Genomic DNA, 19,746 nt, shown 5'->3' on the forward strand with positions numbered 1-19,746 from the left:
GCGCGGAGATGGTGACGATTCTGCCCGACGTGGAGACGATGATTACCGTCCTCTACTTCGGACTGTTCGCCATGTCCTTCGACTTCATCAGCGGCTACACCGGTTACCTCTCCTTCGGCCACGCGGCCTTCTACGGTACCGGGGCGTACTTCGTCATCCTCGTCGCCAACGGGAAGATACCCCTGCTCGGGCCGGGCACGCCGTTCGTCTACCTGCTCGTCCTCGGCGGACTCGTCGCCGTGGTGCTGGCGGTCCTCATCGGCGCGGTGTCGTTCCGGCTGTCGGGCGTCTACTTCGCCATGATAACGCTGGGCTTCTCGCAGGTGCTGTACGTGTTCGTCCGCGACTGGGACTTCGCGGCCTCGAACCCGCGGGACGGTCCCGCGGTGCTGGAGCGGACCGAACCCTTCAGCGTCGGGGTCCCCGGCGTGGACTCGCTGAACCTCGCCATCGGCCAACTCGCGGGCGACAGCGTGGACGGACTCCTCGGATTCCTCTCGTTCGGGACGACCGAAGTGTCCTACTACATGATCGGTCTCGTGGTGCTGGTCTGCTACTTCGCCATGCAGCGCATCGTCCACTCGCCGTTCGGCCGGGTGCTGGTCGCCATCCGCGAGAACGAGGAGCGCGCCGAGGCCGTGGGCTACAACACCTTCTGGTACAAACTCGGCGCGTTCGCGATCAGCGCCTTCTTCGCGGCGGTCGCGGGCGGCCTGTTCGCGGGGTTCCAGCGGTCGGTCTCGCCCGAGAGCAGTTTCTACTTCCTCGTGACCGGCGACGCCCTGCTGGCGTCCATCATCGGCGGGTTCGGCACGCTCGCCGGGCCGCTGTACGGGTGGCTGTTCGACGAGACCGTCACCGAGTTCCTCTCGAAGTCCGGAGAGGGCGGCGGTCTGCTCCCGTACCTCCGGGACAACCTCGGCGAGGCCACGATGACGACGGAACTCTACAACGGCCTGACGGTCGGCCAGGCCATCGACACGTTCCTGAACGGCCACGCCGAGCTCTACATCGGTGTCATCTTCGTGCTGTTCGTGCTGTTCGTGCCGAACGGCCTGCTCGGGACGGTCCGAGACCGACTCGGCGGCCCGGTCGGCAAGCAGGTCGCCGCGCGACTCCGGGGTGACGACCGATGACCCGAGCGGACTCCCACGTCGGCCTGACCGGCTACGGAACCTACGTGCCGGACGAAACCGTCACGGGCGAGGAAATCGCGGCCCAGAGCGGGATTCCCCGGGAAGTCGTGGTCGAGAAGATGGGCGTCCGCGAGAAGCGGGTCTGTCCGCCCGACGCCGACCACGCGACCGACATGTGCGTGAACGCCGCGGAGGACGCGCTCGCGGACGCCGACGTCGCGCCCGAGGACGTGGACGTGGTGCTCTACCACGGGTCGGAGTTCAAGGACTTCGTGGTCTGGAGCGCCGCCGCCAACGTCGCCGAGCGCATCGGCGCGGACGGGGCCTTCGCGGTCGAGAGCTACGCGCTCTGTGCGGGCGCTCCCCTCGCCGTCCGACAGGCCAAGTCCCAACTGCTGGCCGACGCGCCCGAGACGGCCCTGCTGGTCTCGGCGAGTCGGGAAGAGGACCTGGTGGACTACGAGAACGAGGACTCGTCGTTCATGTTCAACTTCGGTAGCGGGGCCTGCGCGATGGTGCTGGAGGCGAACCCCGACGACGACCGGACTCGGGCAACCGTCCGGGAGAGCGCCGCCGTCACCGACGGCAGTTTCTCCGAGGACGTGGTGATGCCCGCGGGCGGGTCCAGAAATCCGCCGAGTCACACCACGGTCGAGCAGGGCCTCCACGTCCTCGACGTGCCCGACCCCGAGGGGATGAAGGAGCGACTCGCCGACGTGAGCCTCCAGAACTTCCTCGACGTGGCCGACGACGCGTTGGCGTCGTCGGGATACGACCGCGACGACCTCGACTTCGTGGCGCTGACCCACATGAAGCGGTCGTTCCACGACCTGCTGACCGACGAACTCGACGCCGAGGACTACTACCTCGACGAGTACGGTCACGTCCAGAGCGTCGACCAGATTCTGGCGCTGGACGAGGGACTGGACCGCGGGCTGGTCGAGTCCGGCGACCTGCTGTGCTTCCTCGCGGCCGGAACCGGCTACACGTGGGCCGCGACCGTGCTGGAGTGGCACGACTGAAACCGTCGGTGTCGTTCTCTTTCGGACGGTGCTCCGGTACCGGTCGGCGGAGGGGACGTATCGCCGTTTCTATCCGACACCGAGGACGGTCCAGTTCGATTCTCGAACCCGAAAACGAGGACGCGGAAGCGGGGTCGACGCACGCTTCCGACTCCGGAACGCGACCGTAACGCGGCGTCCTACGCTTCGTCGAACAGCTCTTCGCCTTCGACCATGTTCTCTTCGACCACGTCCATGTCCAGCGTCACGCCGAGACCCGGCTCTTCGGGAATCTCGATGTAGCCTTCCTGAATCACGTCTTCCTGCACGAGGTCCTCCCACCAGCCAAGCTGGTAGCTGTGGTACTCGACCGCCAGCGAGTTCGGGATGGCCGCCCCGACGTGGGCCGAGGCCATCGTCGCTACCGGCGACGAGACGTTGTGCATGGCGACCGGAATGTAGTAGGTGTCGGCCATGTCGGCGATTTTGCGGGTCTCGCGCATCCCGCCGGTCTTGGGCATGTCGGGCGCGATAATGTCCACGGCCTGCTCCTCGATGAGGCGGCGCTGGCCGTGCTTGCGGTAGACGTTCTCGCCCGCCGCGATGGGCGTGGTCGTGGAGTGAGTGACGTTCTTCTGTACGTCGTGGTTCTCCGGCGGGACGGGGTCTTCGAGCCACCAGATGTCGTACTCTTCGAGCGCGCTGGCGAGGCGCTTTGCGCTCCCGGCCGAGAAGGTCCAGTGGCAGTCGAAGGCCACGTCGGCGCGGTCACCGACGCGCTCGGTAACGGCCTCCACGATGTCCACCTTGTGCTGAATCTCGGGGTTCCGGAGGTGGCGGTTGGCGCGGTCCTTCTCGTGGCCCGATGGCACGTCGAGGTCGAACTTGAGCGCGTCGTAGCCCAGTTCCTCGACCACGCGCTCGGCCTCGTCGGCGTTGCTCTCGGGGTCGGCCTCCTCTCCGGCGTGACAGTCGCAGTAGACCCGAACCCGGTCGCGGTACTTCCCGCCCAGCAGTTGGTAGGCGGGCACGTCGAGAATCTTGCCCGCGAGGTCGTGAAGCGCCACCTCGATGCCCGAGATGGCCGTGACGGTGACGCCCTCGATGGACCCCTCGCCCGACATCTTCTGAATCAGATGCTCGTAGAGGCGGTCGATGTCGAGGGGGTTCTCGCCAACGACGAAGGGTTTCATCCGCTCGATGAGTTCCGGAACGCCCGCGCCCCAGTAGGCCTCGCCGGTCCCCACGACCCCGGCGTCGGTGTAGATGCGGACCAGCGTCCACGGGAAGTTGCCGTCTATCATCGTCGTCTGTACGTCGGTGATCTCTACGTCGCGGTTTCCGCCGCGCTCCCCGCCACAATCCATCGTCTCCGCCGAGAGGTCCCGCATCGTGTACTCGGCGTTCGGGTCGTGTAGCGACTCGTAGTTACGAACCATGCAAAGCGATTACTCCGCCCAGAGTAAAAGTTTGAAGGTTCCGTCGGTCCGGACCGACGCGTCCTTCAGAGCAGGCCGAGTTCCGAGAGGTCGGTCCGCAAGGCTTCGCGGTCCTCGTCGTCCATCGTCCGGAGGGGACTCCGAAGCGGGCCGGGGTCGAAGCCGACCTCGCGCAGGCCCAACGCGGTCTTGACGCCCGCCATGTAGGGGCCTCGCTTGAGCGCCGACCGCACGTCGTACACCTCGCTCTGCAACTCGCGGGCGCGGTCTTCGTCGCCCTCGTCGTAGGCCTCGTAGAGGTCCACCACGAGTTCGGGGAAGGCGTTGGCGACCGCGCTCACCACGCCCGAACAGCCGACTTCCAAGCCGGGGAACAGAAGCGAGTCCGACCCCGCGAGGAACGTCAGTTCGGGATGCGCGTCGATGGCCTGACCGAGCCACGGCACGTCCTTGCTGGAGTCTTTCAGCCCGACCAGATTCTCGATGTCGGCGAGCGCGTCCAGCGTGTCGAGCGACAGCGAGTTGCCGGTCTTGCTCGGGATGTGGTAGACGTAGACCGGACACTCGACCGCCTCGGCGACCCGCCGGTAGTGAGAGACCGCGGCCTCGTGGTCCAGCGGGTAGTAGTACGGCGTGACGACGACCACGCCGTCCGCGCCCACCTGCTCGGCGTGTTCGGCGTGAGCCACCGTCTGGCGGGTGCTGGCCGCGCCGACGCCCGCGATGACCGGCGCGTCGTCGCCGATCTCCTCGACCACGGCTTCGACCACCCCGTCGCGCTCGTCGGGCGTCAACAGCGGGAACTCGCCGTTGGTCCCGAGCGGGAAGACGCCGTGTGCGCCTCGGTCCACGACGAACCGCGCGTGTGCGGCAGTCGCGTCGTAGTCGACCGATTCGTCCTCGTCGAATGCGGTTATCGTCGGCGGGACGACCCCGTGGACGCCGAGCGAGTCGCCCGTTCCGGGGTCGGGTGCGTGGTCCACCATACGAGAGTCGTCGGGAGCCGTCTCCTTAAGCGATTTCGTCTCGGCAGGACTTTTTCGCGTGTGAGTAAACTTTTTGTGAGTGGCGATGCGAGTGGAGTGTATGAACGTCACAGTCGAACTCACCGGTACCCTCGTCGCACGCACCGGCACGCGCAAGGCCCGCGTCGCCGTGCCCGAGGACGCGACGGTCGCCGACGTGGTCGAGAGACTCGCAGACAAGTACGGCACGCAGGTCCGCGCGGGCGTGCTCGACGGCCAGCGTCTCCGCTCGGACACCGTGGTCGTCCGCGAGTCGTTCGACTCGACCGAGACGCTCTCGACCGCGAGTTCGCTGGAGAACGGCGACACGGTCCGGTTCAGCCTGAACGTCTGACCGGCGTCGAATTCGTCTCTCGCCGCTGTATCTCGATTCTACGAACTGCTTCTCACTCTTTTCGTCAGCGAGTCCGTCGTTTCGGCCCACCCTCCGTTCTCACGCGCGAATCGGTTCCCGTCCGCTGGGCGTCGGCAGCAGCTCGCTCACTCGACGCCGAAAACGCCGACCGAGTGCACCCAGACGCCCACGACGACGGGGACGGAGGCCTCGCCCGAGTTCGCACCGGTCCCGGCGCACAGATGGACGACAGTTCCGACGAGGAACGCCGTCCCGCCGAACCGCCAGTGCGTTCCGGTTTCGACCTCGAAACCTGGGGCTTCCAGCGCCACCGCCGCGGCCGCCGCCAGGACGAAGTGCGCTCTCGGGCCGTCCATCGTCCGTCCCGCGACAGCCATCAGCGGCATCACCAGCCACGCGGTACCGATGGCCAACGCGAACGTGGAGTTCGTCACGCGAGAGACGAACTTCGCCGCGCGTAAGAATCTCGTAGCCGGACGACGAGACTGAGAAAGTAGAGGGACCCAGATTCGGGGTGATACACCGTGACGACCAAAACCCGCGACCCCGCCGCCGTTCCGTGGGGCTCGCCCACCGTCAGGGTCGTGTTCGCGGCCACGGCGCTCGCACCGCTCGGAGTCCCGCTGGTCAGCCCCGCGCTCCCGGTGGTCAGGGACGCTTTCGGCCTGACCGACGCGACGGCTAGCCTGCTGGTCGCCGTCTACTTCCTGACCGGCATCGTCCTCTCGCCGTTCATCGGCCTGCTCGCCGACCGGGTGGGCCGCAAGCGAGTCCTCGTCCCCTCGCTCGTCGTCTTCAGCCTCGCGGGAAGCGCGATTGCGCTCGCTCCCGAGTTCTGGATCGTTCTGGCGGTCCGACTGGTGCAGGGGACCGCGGCCGCGGGCATCTTCGTGACCACGGTGACGCTCATCGGCGACGCCTTCGAGGGCGTCCAGCGGAACGCGGTTCTGGGCGTCAACACGGCGGTTCTCGCCTCGGGCGCGGCGGTCTACCCCCTGCTCGGCGGCGCCCTCGCCACCGTCTCGTGGAACGCGCCGTTCCTCGCGTACCTGCTCGGACTCCCGGTCGCGGCGTTCGCGTGGGTCACGCTCGAAGAACAGGTTATCGAACCCGACGTGGCGAATCGGGGGACGGCTTACTTGCGCAGTGCCGCCAGACTCCTCGCGCGCCGGGCCGCCGTAATTCCGTACGGCACCGCGTTCCTGACGGAGGTCCTGCTGTTCGGGGCCGTCATCACGGCGCTCCCGTTCCTGCTCTTCGGAACCTACGGCGTCTCGCCCGTCTTCGTCGGTGGGGCCATCACCGCGACCGAGGCGGTCTCGGCCGGGGTCGCCGCGGCGAACGGACGGTTCGCCCGGCAACTCTCCGACCAGCGACTCATCGCGCTCGGCTACGCCTGCTACGGGGTCGGCCTGCTGGTCGCGTGGTGGGCGTCGTCTGTCGCCGGTCTCGTGGCCGGCGTCATCGTGTTCGGCGCTGGCGTCGGCCTGACGATGCCCTCGGTAGACGCCCTCCTGAGCGACGTCGTGTCGGCGGAGTACCGAGCGGGCGCGCTGAGCCTCCGGAACAGCGTCACGTTCCTCGGGCGAGCAGTCGGCCCGGTACTGTTCGCCGGTATCGCGGTCGAGACGGGCTATCGACCGCTCCTGTTCGCGGCGGGAGTCGTCGCTCTCGCCGGAGTCGTCGGAACGGTGGCGCTAACTTCCGACTGACGCCGGGTCGACCCTCCGCCCGACCCAGAGCAGACTCCCGACGAGCAACACCACCGCGGCCGGAATCAGCCACTGGAACACGGTCAGAATCGTGCTCGACGCCTGGATCCCGAAGATGATGAGGACGATTGGCCCGCAGCAGGCCGCCCCGGACAGCAGTGCCGGAACCCCGGCCAGCAGTCCCGAGGAGGAGGACCCGATGCCGCAGGCCTTGGGCTGTCGCCACGCGAGGTACGTCACTGCGAGGTTCAGTCCCACGAGTAGCGCGATACCGAGTCCGACGAACGTGTTCAGCGAGAACAGGTACGAGCCGACGCCGAACTCGACGAGCGCGACCGGTTCGAACGACAGCGCGCTGTTCGCTGGCTGGAAGAAGCGCGCGAAGGGGTCGCGCGCCACGGTCAGTCCCACGTCGGCGTCCCCGAACGCGAGTAGATTGCTGAACCAGAGGAACGAAAGCAGGTAGCCGAGTGTGACCCCCGAGAACACCGCGAAGCCGTCCCGACGGCCGAGCGCCGCCCGAACCGCGAACCCGGTCCGGGAGACGGTCCGGCGGACCGGCCCGCGGGAAGTCGTCTCGGTCGCCACTACGCCATCACCTCCGTACTCGGGTAGAAGCCCGACCACGCGAACCACATCGCGTCGAAGGCGTACACCCGGTCGAGCGGAAGGTCCGCGGGGTCGTACGTCGTCCCGTCGTCCGCGACGGCCTGTCCGTCCTCGTAGCTGAACGACGCGCCGTCAGGGTTCCGGTAGACGTAGGCCGCGTCGAGGTCCGAATCGAAGACCGACAGGTGCGACGTTCCGCCGACCGTTCCTTCGAGGAGACCCGCCTCTCGCAGGGCCTCCTCGTCGAAAGCGATTCGGCCCTCGTCGGTGCGTGCGCCCACGACGACGTGCTTGTTCGGGAAGCGGTCGTCTTCCCGGAGCGGCGGAAACAGCGTCGAATCCCGGGCGTAGTACCCGCTGGGATTCGGAACGTAGGAGCCGTAGGGGTCTTGGTCGTAGTTGCGGACGGACCCCGTGTCATCCGAGAGGACCTGCGTCTCGGGGTGGACCGCCTTCCACTCCTCCCACGTCGTCCAGAGGAGTCGGAACTCCTGCAGGGACTCGCCCTCGAACTCGCCGGAGATGGCGGTCCCGAGTATCTGCGGCCACCGACTGTCGGTCTCGCGGTCGTACATCACGAGGTTGTTGTTCAGCAACTTGCCCGAGACGCCGAAGGTGGTCTCGCCGCGCCGGAACCCCATCGCAGTCCCGGTCAGCGGACAGTACGTCACGGAGACCGGTTCGTCGCCCACCACGTCGTTGGTTATCTCGTGCTGGACCAGAATCTTCTGCGGATAGGCCTTGACCTCACCGTTCCGGACCAATCCGAACACGACGTCGGCGTCGCGCAACTCCTCGTCGGCCTTCTCCGCGCTCCAGAACTTCGGTTCGTCGATAGAGGGAATGCCGTCCTTCGGCGGGCCACCCGAGAGAACGTCCTCCCGAAGGTCGGCGAACTCGTACTCGACCGGTAGTGCCGACGCTCGCACCGGCACGCCCTTCATCGTCGGACCGCGCGTGGTCGATTGGGAGTCGCCCTCGTCCCGTCCATCGTTACCCCCCGAGACCACGCCGCCGATACAGCCAGCGAGTCCCGTGAGCGCGCCCCCCGTTGCCGCGGCTACGAATTTGCGTCTCGAAGTCGGTTCCATGTCGTTCGGTAGCCTTCGGGGAAAGTTAACGCTTCTACGGACGTGCCCGGCGACTGCACACCCGGTCTCTCGACGCGCTCGCGGTGAACCGCTCCGAAGTTTTCGCTCCGCCGACGCTACCGAACCCCTCGCTCTCCCGAGAGGGTCACTTCGCCGAGACGATAGCCGGTTCGAGTTCGGCGACCGCCGCGACGACCTCCTCGCGTTCGGTCTCCGGAACGTCGAGGTCCGCGAGCGCCGCGTCGAGGTGGTGGGCGATTATCTCGAACTCCTCCCCGTCGATGTCGAGGTGGGCGTGGGCCGACGAGAGGTCCTCGCCGTCGTACTCGACCGGACCCCCTGTCACGGAAGCGAGAAACTTCGTCTGGTGGGCGCGGAGCGCCGACATGTCGGTATTTTCGAAGAAGTGATTGACGCGGTCGTCGCCGAGGACACGTTCGTAGAACACTTCCACGACGGCTGAAATGGATTCTCGGCCACCGAGGCGCTCGTAGAGGGTCCCCGTCATGTGTACCTAATCGCATATAATCGAGATGATTAAATTTATTGGCCGACTATTGGCATTTCGTCGATTCGAGTTGTCAGAGAAAGTGTCAGAGTCGTCGAAGTGTCGGATACTTTGGTTTCTCGTCGGGGAATAGTATTTTATACTTCGCATGGAAGCGGATAAATGATGAGTAACACGCCATGAAGACCGGGATTCTCATCGTGGACGACTCGGAGTTCATGCGACAGCGAGTGAAGAGTGCGCTCGCGGACGACGAGTACCAGATCGTCGCCGAAGCGCCGAACGGCGCGTGGGCTATTCAGAAGTACAAGGAGAACGCCGAGGACATCGACCTCGTGCTGATGGACATCGTGATGCGGAAGGCCAACGGCCTGAAGGCCACGGCCGCGATCAAGAAACTCGACGACGACGTTCGGGTCATCATGTGTACCAGCGTGGGCCAGCGACAGAAGATACAGTTGGCCGCGCGGGCCGGGGCCGACGCCTACATCACGAAACCGTTCGAGGACGACGAACTCACCGACGCCATCGACGGAGTGGTCGTCTGATGGCCGCGGACGCGACCCACGATAGCCAGCGCCTTCGACGCGGAACTTCGCGGAGGTGCAGGTATGGCCCCGACTGACGACGCCTTCTATCGGGAGGCCAAGTCCCAGATTCGGGCGCTGAACGACGGCCTGCTCGCGGTCGAGAACGACGCCGACGAGGGCGTGGCGGTAGCCGAACTGTTCCGGGTGGCCCACTCGCTCAAGGGGTCGTGTCGGACACACGGACTCGACGAGGCGGGCGAACTCGCCCACGCCATTGAGGACGCTCTCGACGCGATTCGCGGCGGGGAAGTCGAACCGACCTCGGCGCTGATAGACGAGGCGCTCGGAACCGTGGACCTGCTCGAAGCGACGGTCCGGGCCGACGCGATCGGCGGCGAGGTCGAAGGCGACCCCGAAGCCGCCAGGGCGTCGCTCCGGGCCACCCTCGACGAGGTGCGCGCGCGGCCGCCGACCGATTCGGACGGAACGCTCGGAGCCTCGGAGTCCGGCCTCGACGACTCCGGTGACGAGTGGGACCCCGCCGACGACGACCTGAGCGACGACGTGGTCGCGGTTCTCGAAGACACGGCCGAGTTCGACGACATCGACTCGCTCCTCGACGGGATGGACGCGCCGGACGCCGACGAGGAACTCGACGGATGGGGCATGCTGGGCGACGAGGACGCGGTCGGCGACGGAACCGACGCGGCCGACGACGCCGCGCCCGCCAACGACGTGTCCGCCGACTCCCCGCAGTCGTCCGGAGAACCGAACTCCGCCGAGACCCCGGACGAACCGTCGGCGTTCTTCGAGGAGACCAAAGAGCAAATCGCCGACGACTCGAACATCGACGCCCTGCAAGAGGACATCGACGCGGTCGAGTTCGGCGAGTTCGACGACGAGGACAACTTCACCATCGAGGAACTGATGGACCTCGAACCCGACGAGAGTCCGGACGAGGGTCCCGCAGCGACCTCGCCGGAGGAACGAAGTCCGGCGGAAGGAGGAACGCCCACGGGCGAAATGAGTCCGCCGGAGGACCGACCCCCGTCACCGACCGCGGATTCCGACGCCTCGCCCGCGGGAAGCGACGACCCGCTGGACCTGTCGGCCGACCTGCTCGGTTCGGGGACCTCCGAACCGAGCGCGACGGACGACTCGACGTCCGGCAATTCCGCCGACGCCACCGACCCCGTCGGCGACCCGCTCGGTCTGGCCGACGACGACCTGTCGCCGGACGACGCGACGCCGTCAGACCCGGACCCGGGCGAGTCGGTCGCCGGGTCTGACGCGACGACCGACGAAGCCGGCGAGAACGGTACAGAAGCCGACGGGACCGGCACGTTCGTCTTCGGAAACGATGGTGCGGACGACGCTCCTGACGCCGAATCCGGCGGCGAGGCGGTTTCGCCAGAGGAATCGAAGTCGGAATCGACGCGCGACGAAGCGAGAGGCCCCGCGGACGCAGATACACCTGAACCCGCGGACGCAGACGCATCTGCAGGCACGCCCGACGCGGCCACCGAGTCGGAGTCGGTGCCGGACGACGGTTCGACACCTGACGCCGATTCGGTTCCCGATGCGGGTTCGGTGCTGGACGCGGACTCGATGCCCGACGACGTCTCGGAACTCGGCGCTCTCTCTGAGACCGAGTCGAACTCCGATTCGGCACTGGACGCCGATTCGGTGCCGGACGCGGACCTCGGCGTGGACCTGTCCGGGGAGTTCGACGCCGACCTCGGCGGCGCGACGGACGACGCCGGTAATGCGGGCGATGTCGGCATGGACGTCTCCGTGGACGAGGAGATGGCCGAGTTCGAGTCCCGATTCGGCGACCTGCTCGGCACCGGGCCGGGTGCCGACGACGCCGGGGACGAGGGCGCGGTCTTCCGGTCGGCGGTGGCGACCATCGAGAAGAGCAGTCTCGACGCCGACGAGTTCCCGACCGGCGGTCGGGCCGACCGCTCGGAGGCGACCGGCGAGTTCGACCGCCTCCAGTCGATGACCGTGGACGTGGACACCGCCGACCGACTCCTGAACGTCGCCGAGGAGTTGTCGCTGAGTCACCTCCGACTCGACGAGGCCGTAGGTCCCGAGACCGACGACGCCATCCGCGAGGAGGTCTCGAACCTGCTCCGGGTCGTCACGGAGTACCGCCGGACGGTCATGGACGTGCGTCTGATGCCCCTCGAAACCGCCATCGACGCGATTCCCCGGACGGTTCGGGACGTGGCGCGCTCGCAGGGCAAGGAGGTCGAACTCGTCGTGAACGACGCCGACGTGGAACTCGACCGCTCCATCGTGGACCGCCTGCGGGACCCGCTGGTCCACCTCGCGCGCAACGCCGTGGACCACGGCATCGAGTCGCCCGACGAGCGCGAGGCGGTCGGCAAGGCCGCCGAGGGCACAGTCGCCATCTCGGCCGAGCGCGTCGGCGACGAAGTGGTCATCGAACTCTCGGACGACGGCCGCGGCGTGGACCCCGAGGCGGTCCGCGAACAGGCCGTCGAGAACGGCGTCGTCGCGCCCGCGGAAGCCGAGGCGATGACCGACGACGAGACCTACGACCTGCTCTTCGAACCCGGGTTCACCACGACCGAGGAAGTGACCGACGTGAGCGGCCGCGGCGTCGGCATGGACGTAGTGAACCGGACGATAGCCGACCTCAACGGTACCGTGACGGTCGAGAGCGACCCGGGCGTCGGAACCACGGTTCGGTTGACGGTCCCGGTGTCCATCGCGCTGACCGAAGTGCTGTTCGTGGAGGTGGCCGGCCAGACGTTCGGCATCCCGATGACCGCGGTCGAACAGATTACCGCCGCGCCGCCGGTCGAATCGACCGAGGACGGCGAGGTGGTTCGCCGGTCGAACCTCGACCTCGTGGGCGGCCTGCCCGAGGACGTCGAGGCGGACGACGCCTACCCGTTCGTGCGACTCGAGTCGGCGCTCGGGTTGGACGAACCGGGCGAGTCCGGCGTTTCCGCCGGGCGCGGCGGGGAGGTCCGCGCCGGGAAGGTCCACGACGGAGAGGCCCGCGACGGAGAGACCGACGACAGCCAGATCGTCTGGATTCGGACCCAGACCGGCCGACTCGCGGTCCGGTGTGACCGCGTGGTCGCGTCTCAGGAGGTCGTGGTCCGACCCTACGGCGACCTGCTGCGGGACGTGCCCGGCGTCAGCGGGGCGACGACCCTCGGCGACGGCCAGGCAGTGAACGTGCTGGACGTGGCAACACTATGAAACTCGACGTAGACACCCTCGGAACGTTCTACGAGATGGCCCGCGAAGGGGCCGGACTCGCCGCGAATCGGCTGAGTTCGATGACCGGCATTCCGGCACGGGTCAACGTCACCCACCTCAACTTCACGCGGGACGCCTCCATCGCCCGCGAGTTGACCGACACCGGATGGGTCGGCATTCAGGTGGAACTCTCCGACGGGTTCGGCGGGACCTCACTGTTGCTGTTCGACCGGGAGAGCGCCGCCACCATCGCGTCGGCGGTCATCGACGACATCCCGACGGTCGAGGACGGGACGCTCCACGACAGCACCGTGACCGAAATCGCCCAGATCATGAACAACGGGTTCGTGGACGGGTGGGCCAACGTGCTGGACACCAACATCGACGTGTCGGCCCCGACCTACGTCTCGGCCGACCACCCCGACGAGTTCCTCGACGAGTCGGCGCTCGCGCTCGCTGGCGACGGGTCGGAGGGAGAGCACGCGAGTGACGAACTCGCCGTCCTCTTCCGGAACAACCTCGAAGCGGTCGGCGAGGAGTTGACGTTCCGCCACTATCTCGTGCCCGACGCGGCCACCGTTGAGCGCCTGTTTCGGGCACGCTCGGAGGACCGCGCCATCGAGTTCGAGAAGTTGGTCGGGTTCGACCGCATCGCCCAGCGCGGCGCGACGCAGGTGGCGAACAACCTGACCCAGATGACCGACATCGAGATGGACGTGGACATCCGGCGCATCAACTTCATCTCGCTCGACGCGATTCCGAGCGAGGTTTCGACCGAGCGCATGGTCGGCGTGGCGTTCAGTTTCGCCGGGATGCCCAGCGGCTATCTCCTGTTCCTGTTCGACGAGGACTCGGCCCGGCGGCTGGTCAGTCGGAGCGTCGAGACCAGGACCGCGGCCGGACTTGGGGAGTTCGAGCGTGACGCGATTCAGGAACTCTCGAACGTGATGGCCAGCGGGATGCTCGACGGGTGGGCCAATCTGCTCGACACGACCATCGACCACTCGACGCCCGCCTACGCCCACGACATGGGCGCGGCAGTCGTAGACCCCCTCGTCGTCGGCCTCGGCGAATCCCAGGAGTTCGCCTTCGTCTTCGACACGCGCATCGAAGCGGTCGATACCGAAGTGGACCTCGACATCTACGTCATTCCCGACGAGGCGGACCTCCGGGCCGCACTCGGAGAGTTCGACATGGGCCGAGTCGCCGAGACCCAACCGGAGGCGGACACGGACCTCTCGGACGAAGACGTGGACCTGGACTACTGGGAATCGCTCTGAGCGATAAAAATAATTCTTTAGCAATCTAATTTCGTTAGTAGACGTATCAGGAAGTGTCTCACCCGCCCGGCACGCTCCGGACCGAACTCTCCACTCGGCGCGGGCGGTGCGGTTGCGGTACTCCGTGGTCCACGGAGTAGCTACCGTTCTCGAAGACTCCCCTGTTCGCAGTCTCGTCGCTCGGGTGGTCGAATGACGACAACCCGAACCGCAGTTCCCAGTCACTCGACTCACCGACGAACGCGCCGCCGAAGACGGACGCTCGAAACGACCACCCACGAACCTTCGGATAGAACAATTCACCGGAGAAACGGCCAAAACGATTATGGTATCTGTCCGAATCCGATTCGATATGTATAAGCGACGGAAGGTTCGGAAACCTGTCTCTGGACGGTGGTGGTAGCCGTGCATGGCATCGTTCTGAAGGGTCTGAAGGACTTCGTGACCACCGAATACGACCACGAGGCGTGGCAGGCGATACAGGACGGTGCGGGTCTCGAAGGGAAGGTGTACGTCCCCGTCACGGAGTACGAGGACGCCGACGTACTCGGACTCGTGGACGCGGCGTCGGCCATCACCGGCGAGGAGGTGCCGGACCTGCTCGACGCGTTCGGTCGGTTCCTCGTGCCACCGCTGGTCGAAACCTACGGCGTCCACGTCGACGAGGACTGGACCGGCCTCGAGCTGGTCGCGAACGTCGAGACGTACATCCACGAGGCCCTGCGTGCCAAGCAGTTGTCCACCTACACGCCGCCCGCCCTCTCCTCGGAGTGGGTCGGCGACGACCGGGTGAAGGTGACCTACGACTCCGAGCGGGAACTCTGTCCGCTGGCCATCGGCCTGCTCCGGGGCATCGAGTCCTACTACGACGAGACGTTCGAAATCGAAGAGGAGACGTGTATGTTGGACGGCGACGACGAGTGCGAAATCCTCGTCGCCAGTTCGGTCGAGTCGTGACGACGACCGAGGTTCGTCCGCCAGTCGAGGACTACCCGCCGACCGAGGCCTCGACCCCCTCGACGGGTCCCCTGCCGAACCCCTCCGCGGAGTCCACCCATGCACGGAATCATCTTCAAGTCGCTGAAAGACTTCGTGGTGACGAACCACGGCCACGAGACGTGGGACGAAATCCGCCACGAGGCGGACCTCGAACAGCGGGTCTACTTGCCCATCGACACCTACGACGACGGCGAACTCGTCGGTCTCGTGGAGGCCGCCACCGACCTGACCGAGGCGTCGATTCCCGACCTGTTGGAGTCGTTCGGCCGGTTCGCGGCCGGGAACCTCCTCGACACGTACGGAAACGTCGTCGGCGACGACTGGGACGCCCTCGACCTCGTGGCCAACGCCGAGACGGGGATTCACACCGTCCTCCGGGCGCACAACCCCGACCTCGACCCGCCGGAACTCGTCTGCCGCCGGGACGGTGACGCCCGGATTACGGTCTACTATCGCTCGCCGCGCCGGCTCTGCTTCGTCGCGAAGGGCATCGTCCTCGGCGTGGCCGACCACTACGGCGAGCAGTTGACCGTGACCGAAGCGACGTGCATGCACGACGGCGACGACCAGTGCGAACTCGTCGTCCGCCGGTGACCTCCGACCTCTGGTGACGGCCTCCCTGCTACTCCGAGTTCTTCTACCACTTGAAAAAGGCGCGCAGTCAGTTGATTTTTCTTTTCTCCTATATTTTATAACTTATCGTTCATGTTGTGTGAAGATTTATTACGCTATGCTGATTGGGTTCGCTCAATGTCTAACTTTGCGCGCGCGGTCGTCCCTACTTTCGTCAGGCGGCGGTACTCCCTGAAGTTCGGCCTGACGATGGTAGTGGTCGGCGCAATCGCGGCAGGAGGCGTGTACGCGAGTGGTCAGTTCGACCGAACCGTCGTCGGTGCGACGCTCGGCGGCGCACTGGTCGCCGGGGTCGTCGGAACGACCGTCTCGTGGCGGACCAGTCGGTCGCTCGACAGACTGGTAGCGAGTGCGGACCGACGGGCCGAGGGCGAAGACCCCTCGTTCGACTCCGCCCGCGTGGACTGCGTGGGTCGGGTCGCCGACTCGATGGCCGAGACCCACGAGACGCTCATCGACGAACACCGGGCGCGACTCCGGGCCGAGGACCTCAACACGCACGTCGAGCAGACCGCCGAGGAGTACGGCCGGGTCATGCGCCAGTGCGCCGACGGCGACCTCGGCGAGCGCATGGACCCCAGTTCCGAGAGCGAGGCGATGAACCGGGTCGCGACCGAGTTCAACCAGATGATCGCGGAGTTCGAGGAGACCGTCGAGAACCTCACTCGATTCGCCAACGAGGTGGCGACCTACAGTCAGGAGGTCACGCTCAGCACGGAGGAGGTCAGCACCGGAAGCGCCCGTGTCGTGGACTCGCTCCGGGACATCTCGGTCGACGCCGAGACTCAAACCGGCGACCTGCAGGCGGCCGCCGACCAGATGAACCGACTCTCGACCGCGGTCCAGGAGGTCGCGGCCTCCACCGACGAAGTGGCGTCCATCGCCGAGCGAACCGCCGAGACCGGCCGCGAGGGCCGAGCGGCCGCAACCGACGCGGTGGAGGGGATGAACGACATCGAGAACGAGTCCGAGGAGACCGTCGAGGCCATCGAGAGCCTCGAATCCGAGGTCCAGCAGGTGGACGAACTCATCGACTTCATCTCCGAAATCGCCGAGCAGACCAACATGCTCGCGCTGAACGCCCACATCGAGGCCTCGCGCGCCGGCGAGCAGGGCGCGGGCTTCGCGGCAGTCGCAAACGAGATCAAGGAACTCGCCGAGCGCACCAAGGAGGCCGCCGGCGACATCGAACAGCGCCTCAAGCAGATTCAGCACCAGACCGACCGGACCGTAGACGAGGTCCGAGACACCAGCGACCGCATCTCCCAGCAGACCGATTCGGTCGAGAACGCGGCGGAGGCACTGGCCGACATCGCGGGCTACGCCCAAGAGACCAACGCGGGCGTGCAGGAGATCTCCGACGCGACACAGGAGCAGGCCGACTCCACGAAGGAGGCACTGGAGATGGTCGAAGAGGCCGCGGACGTGAGCGAGGGCATCACCGACGAGGCCGAGACCGTGGCGGCCTCCGCCGAATCCCAGACGATGGCGCTCTCGCAGGTTTCGAACAGCGCGAGCGACCTCGCCCAGCAGGCGACCCGACTCAGCAACGCGCTGGACTCGTTCGACACCGACGACGCGATACTCGGCGACTCCACCGAGTCGGAAACCGCTTCCGTCGAGTCGGAATCCGACTCGACTCCCGACGATTCCGAGTCCGCCACAGACGACCCCGAGGCCGACCCTGACGGCTCCGAGACCGGCTCTGACGGCTCCGAGGCCGACACTGACGGTTCCGAAGTCTCCGACTTCGACGCGCATCCCGACGACCGCGAAACCGGGTCCGTGGCAGTCTCGTCTACCGCGGACGACTCCGAAACCGAACCGGCGGCCGAATCCGCCGACACCGAGTCGCCAGCGGAACTGCCCGACTCCGAACAGTCGGCCGAGACGCCCGAACCCGACGGCGGCGAACCGACCGAACTCGTCGGGGACGAGGAGGTCTAACTCGGATGAGTGGCGAGCTTTCGAGCGCACCGACGACGCCGGAGACGACCGACGACCGCCACGAGTGGGTCGAGTTCGTTCGCTTCCACCTCGGCGACGACGACTACGGACTCGAACTCGGCCGCGTCGAGCAGATACTCGACGACCCGACGGTGACGCCGGTGCCCCAGACCGGTCCCGCCGTCGCGGGCGTGACGAACCTCGGGAGCGAGATTCCCGTCGTCGTGGACGGCCGGGCGCTACTGGAACTCCCCGCCCGCGCGCCCGACGCGGAGACGGCCCTCCTGCTTCTCGACCGCGGCGAGGGTCGGCCGACCGGCCTGCTGGTGGACGACGTTGCCGGTATCGACGCCCACCACGTCGAGAACATCGACGCGCCGGAGGACAGCGACTGGGAACCGCCCGTCAGGCGACGTTGGTTCCGGGCCGTGGTGGACGACGCCGACCGACCCGGCGAACCCATCGGGGTGTTCGACCTCGACGTACTCGTCGCCAAAGCGAGGGCCCAAGCATGACGCCCGGAAACGATGCGACCGGGCGCGCCCGAGGCGACGGCGACGAGCGCGCGCGGCGAGCAGACAGCCACGGGCAGGACGAGCAGGCCGAGGAGGTCCAGAGCGCGGCGGAGTCCGCGAGTGCCCAATCGGTGGCGACGGCAGACGACAGCACCGAACCCGCGATACCTCTCGAGACGCTGGCGGTCCTGAACTGGCTGGGCGACGAGGGAGTTACCGGCGTCGAGGCCCGCCTCAACGACGTGCTGGACGACGACCTCGACGTGACGACCGAGCAGGTCAAAATCGGCTACGCCGACCAAGAGACCGTCGCCACCCAGTTCCGGGCGAGCGAACGCGCCGGAGCGCGCGTCCTGCTGAGCAAACCCCTCGTCGGAAACGTGCTGGTCGTCTTCCCGATGGACAGCGCGAACAAGGCCGCCGCGCTCATGCTCCAGCGTGCGGTCGAAGACCTCTCGTCGGTCTCGACCGAGATGGGCCGGGACGCGCTGACCGAACTCTGCAACATGATGGCCAACGGGTTCGTGGACGAGTGGGCCGGACTGTTCGACACGACCATCGACACGGGGTCGCCCGTCGCCGTGCAGGACCCCGAGCGAACGCTCGTCGCCCGCATCCTCAAGCAGTACGGCGTGGGGCTGTTCATCCGGTCGCGGCTCCGAATCCCCCAACACGACGTGAACGCCGCCATCTACATGTTCCCCGGCAAAGAGGAGTTCGTCACCAAGATATCGGAAGTCGGACTCGGAGTAATCGACTGATGGACACCTACGAGAGCGACCCGGACGAACCCGACCGCGAGCGACGACTCGTCGGCGTCTCGGAGTACGAAGTGGTGAACGACGGTTCGACCCTCGTGGCCTACGGTCTCGGCGCGTGCGTCGGACTGGCGGTCTACGACCCCGAGAACGCGGTCGGCGGACTGGCCCACGCGATGCTCCCCCGCCAGTCGGAGGGCGACGGAACCAGCGACGGCAAGTACGTGGACGCCGCGGTGGAGACGATGCTCCGCGAGGCTGTGTCGGCCGGTGCGAGTTACAGCGCGCTGGAGGGGTACGTCGTCGGCGGGAGCGACCTGCTCGACCTGCAAGAACTGCCCCGCGAGGTCAGCGACGACAACGTCGCCACGGCCCGCGAGGAGTTCGCGGAACTCGACGTGTCCGTCGAAGGAACCGACGTGGGCGGCAGTCGCGGCCGGACCGTGGAGTTCGACACCGAAACCGGGCGAATCGCGGTCGTGACGGCCTACGACCCCGAGCCGATTCTGCTCCGGAAGTGACTGTCCCAATAGAGGTTATCATATCGCCTACGCCATTGGTAACCTGTAGGACGATGTCTACACCTTGGTCGGGATTGTTCATGGGCGCCTGCAGCGAATATTTATCGGTTCCACCCCTGTACGGGAACGGACGTAGTCGTTTAGGGGTCTCTCGGATGCCCGTCTTGAGAACAGCCTAGACAAGCGTCTGAGTATCACATTCGGTGCATTCATCCTGTTGATACAATATGGATTAGTGCTCTCGGCCAGTCGCTCGGACGGGAGCCTTAGCGCGTCGGGACTGGTGAAGCGGTATTACGGCCAGGGGCGTACTTGAGCGACCGTTCTTGGATAGAATCGCCCTGCATTGAACAGAATCGAACTTTCGAGAACAGAATTAAACTATTGCATCTGGTATTGTGCGCTATTATTGTGATGCGTACGTGATATGGGGCGCTCATTCTCCAG

General features: G+C 66.5%; 19 protein-coding genes. 13 read left to right on the plus strand and 6 right to left on the minus strand.

Annotation, left to right across the window (positions count from 1 at the left end):
- Window positions 1-8: 8 nt before the first annotated feature.
- Together E2484_RS01815 and E2484_RS01820 are read left to right on the plus strand one after the other, a co-directional pair.
- Entirely contained in the window at window positions 9-1,136 is a 1,128-nt protein-coding gene (locus E2484_RS01815; RefSeq protein ID WP_170977202.1) for a branched-chain amino acid ABC transporter permease, read from the plus strand.
- Window positions 1,133-2,158 carry a 3-oxoacyl-ACP synthase gene (locus E2484_RS01820; protein ID WP_137283514.1) on the plus strand — a complete coding sequence of 342 codons (1,026 nt, stop codon included), beginning with the start codon at window positions 1,133-1,135 and terminating at the stop codon, window positions 2,156-2,158. The genes E2484_RS01815 and E2484_RS01820 overlap by 4 nt, the downstream gene beginning before the upstream one ends.
- A 179-nt stretch (window positions 2,159-2,337) precedes the next feature.
- On the opposite strand, the gene E2484_RS01825 is transcribed toward E2484_RS01820, so the two are convergent.
- Both E2484_RS01825 and E2484_RS01830 read right to left on the minus strand, forming a co-directional pair.
- The gene (locus E2484_RS01825; protein WP_137283515.1) at window positions 2,338-3,576 is read right to left on the minus strand and encodes a mandelate racemase/muconate lactonizing enzyme family protein; all 1,239 of its coding nucleotides are present in this window, start codon (window positions 3,574-3,576) and stop codon (window positions 2,338-2,340) included.
- Between the two features lie 65 nt (window positions 3,577-3,641).
- Window positions 3,642-4,562 carry a dihydrodipicolinate synthase family protein gene (locus E2484_RS01830; protein WP_137283516.1) on the minus strand — a complete coding sequence of 307 codons (921 nt, stop codon included), beginning with the start codon at window positions 4,560-4,562 and terminating at the stop codon, window positions 3,642-3,644.
- A gap of 100 nt (window positions 4,563-4,662) precedes the next feature.
- Here E2484_RS01830 and E2484_RS01835 point away from each other — a divergent pair, with 100 nt between their 5' ends.
- Complete coding sequence (locus E2484_RS01835) at window positions 4,663-4,935, plus strand: MoaD/ThiS family protein (RefSeq protein WP_137283517.1); 273 nt, start codon at window positions 4,663-4,665, stop codon at window positions 4,933-4,935.
- A 146-nt stretch (window positions 4,936-5,081) separates the two neighbouring features.
- Here E2484_RS01835 and E2484_RS01840 read toward each other — a convergent pair whose 3' ends face one another.
- The gene (locus E2484_RS01840; RefSeq protein WP_137283518.1) at window positions 5,082-5,390 is read right to left on the minus strand and encodes a hypothetical protein; all 309 of its coding nucleotides are present in this window, start codon (window positions 5,388-5,390) and stop codon (window positions 5,082-5,084) included.
- Window positions 5,391-5,480: 90 nt separating this feature from the next.
- Here E2484_RS01840 and E2484_RS01845 point away from each other — a divergent pair, with 90 nt between their 5' ends.
- Window positions 5,481-6,668, plus strand: coding sequence for an MFS transporter (locus E2484_RS01845; RefSeq protein WP_137283519.1), 1,188 nt, complete (start codon window positions 5,481-5,483; stop codon window positions 6,666-6,668).
- Here E2484_RS01845 and E2484_RS01850 read toward each other — a convergent pair.
- The 3 genes from E2484_RS01850 to E2484_RS01860 form a co-directional block, all read right to left on the minus strand.
- Window positions 6,654-7,256, minus strand: coding sequence for a hypothetical protein (locus E2484_RS01850; protein ID WP_137283520.1), 603 nt, complete (start codon window positions 7,254-7,256; stop codon window positions 6,654-6,656). The genes E2484_RS01845 and E2484_RS01850 overlap by 15 nt on opposite strands.
- Entirely contained in the window at window positions 7,256-8,368 is a 1,113-nt protein-coding gene (locus E2484_RS01855; protein WP_137283521.1) for a DUF3179 domain-containing protein, read from the minus strand. Before E2484_RS01855 ends, E2484_RS01850 begins: the two co-directional genes overlap by 1 nt.
- A 145-nt stretch (window positions 8,369-8,513) precedes the next feature.
- A complete protein-coding gene (locus tag E2484_RS01860; protein ID WP_137283522.1) occupies window positions 8,514-8,876 on the minus strand; it encodes a group I truncated hemoglobin in 363 nt (120 codons plus the stop codon).
- A 179-nt stretch (window positions 8,877-9,055) separates the two neighbouring features.
- Here E2484_RS01860 and E2484_RS01865 point away from each other — a divergent pair, with 179 nt between their 5' ends.
- The 9 genes from E2484_RS01865 to E2484_RS01905 all read left to right on the plus strand — a co-directional run bounded on the left by E2484_RS01865 (window position 9,056) and on the right by E2484_RS01905 (window position 19,299).
- Entirely contained in the window at window positions 9,056-9,424 is a 369-nt protein-coding gene (locus tag E2484_RS01865; RefSeq protein WP_137283523.1) for a response regulator, read from the plus strand.
- Window positions 9,425-9,487: 63 nt separating this feature from the next.
- Complete coding sequence (locus E2484_RS01870) at window positions 9,488-12,646, plus strand: ATP-binding protein (protein WP_137283524.1); 3,159 nt, start codon at window positions 9,488-9,490, stop codon at window positions 12,644-12,646.
- A complete protein-coding gene (locus tag E2484_RS01875) occupies window positions 12,643-13,926 on the plus strand; it encodes a chemotaxis protein CheC (RefSeq protein WP_137283525.1) in 1,284 nt (427 codons plus the stop codon). Before E2484_RS01870 ends, E2484_RS01875 begins: the two co-directional genes overlap by 4 nt.
- 405 nt (window positions 13,927-14,331) lie before the next feature.
- Complete coding sequence (locus tag E2484_RS01880; RefSeq protein ID WP_170977203.1) at window positions 14,332-14,883, plus strand: heme NO-binding domain-containing protein; 552 nt, start codon at window positions 14,332-14,334, stop codon at window positions 14,881-14,883.
- A 99-nt stretch (window positions 14,884-14,982) separates the two neighbouring features.
- Window positions 14,983-15,519 (plus strand): heme NO-binding domain-containing protein, encoded by a 537-nt coding sequence (locus E2484_RS01885; protein ID WP_137283527.1) that lies wholly within the window; start codon window positions 14,983-14,985, stop codon window positions 15,517-15,519.
- 156 nt (window positions 15,520-15,675) lie between these two features.
- Window positions 15,676-17,505, plus strand: a complete 1,830-nt coding sequence (locus tag E2484_RS01890) for a methyl-accepting chemotaxis protein (RefSeq protein ID WP_170977204.1) — start codon at window positions 15,676-15,678, stop codon at window positions 17,503-17,505.
- Between the two features lie 5 nt (window positions 17,506-17,510).
- On the plus strand, window positions 17,511-18,020 hold the full coding sequence (locus E2484_RS01895) for a chemotaxis protein CheW (RefSeq protein WP_137283529.1): 510 nt from the start codon (window positions 17,511-17,513) through the stop codon (window positions 18,018-18,020).
- Window positions 18,017-18,781, plus strand: a complete 765-nt coding sequence (locus E2484_RS01900; protein WP_137283530.1) for a chemotaxis protein CheC — start codon at window positions 18,017-18,019, stop codon at window positions 18,779-18,781. Before E2484_RS01895 ends, E2484_RS01900 begins: the two co-directional genes overlap by 4 nt.
- A complete protein-coding gene (locus E2484_RS01905; protein WP_137283531.1) occupies window positions 18,781-19,299 on the plus strand; it encodes a chemotaxis protein CheD in 519 nt (172 codons plus the stop codon). Before E2484_RS01900 ends, E2484_RS01905 begins: the two co-directional genes overlap by 1 nt.
- Window positions 19,300-19,746 lie beyond the last annotated feature (447 nt).

The organism is Halorussus salinisoli (assembly GCA_005239435.1).
Classification (GTDB): domain Archaea; phylum Halobacteriota; class Halobacteria; order Halobacteriales; family Haladaptataceae; genus Halorussus; species Halorussus salinisoli.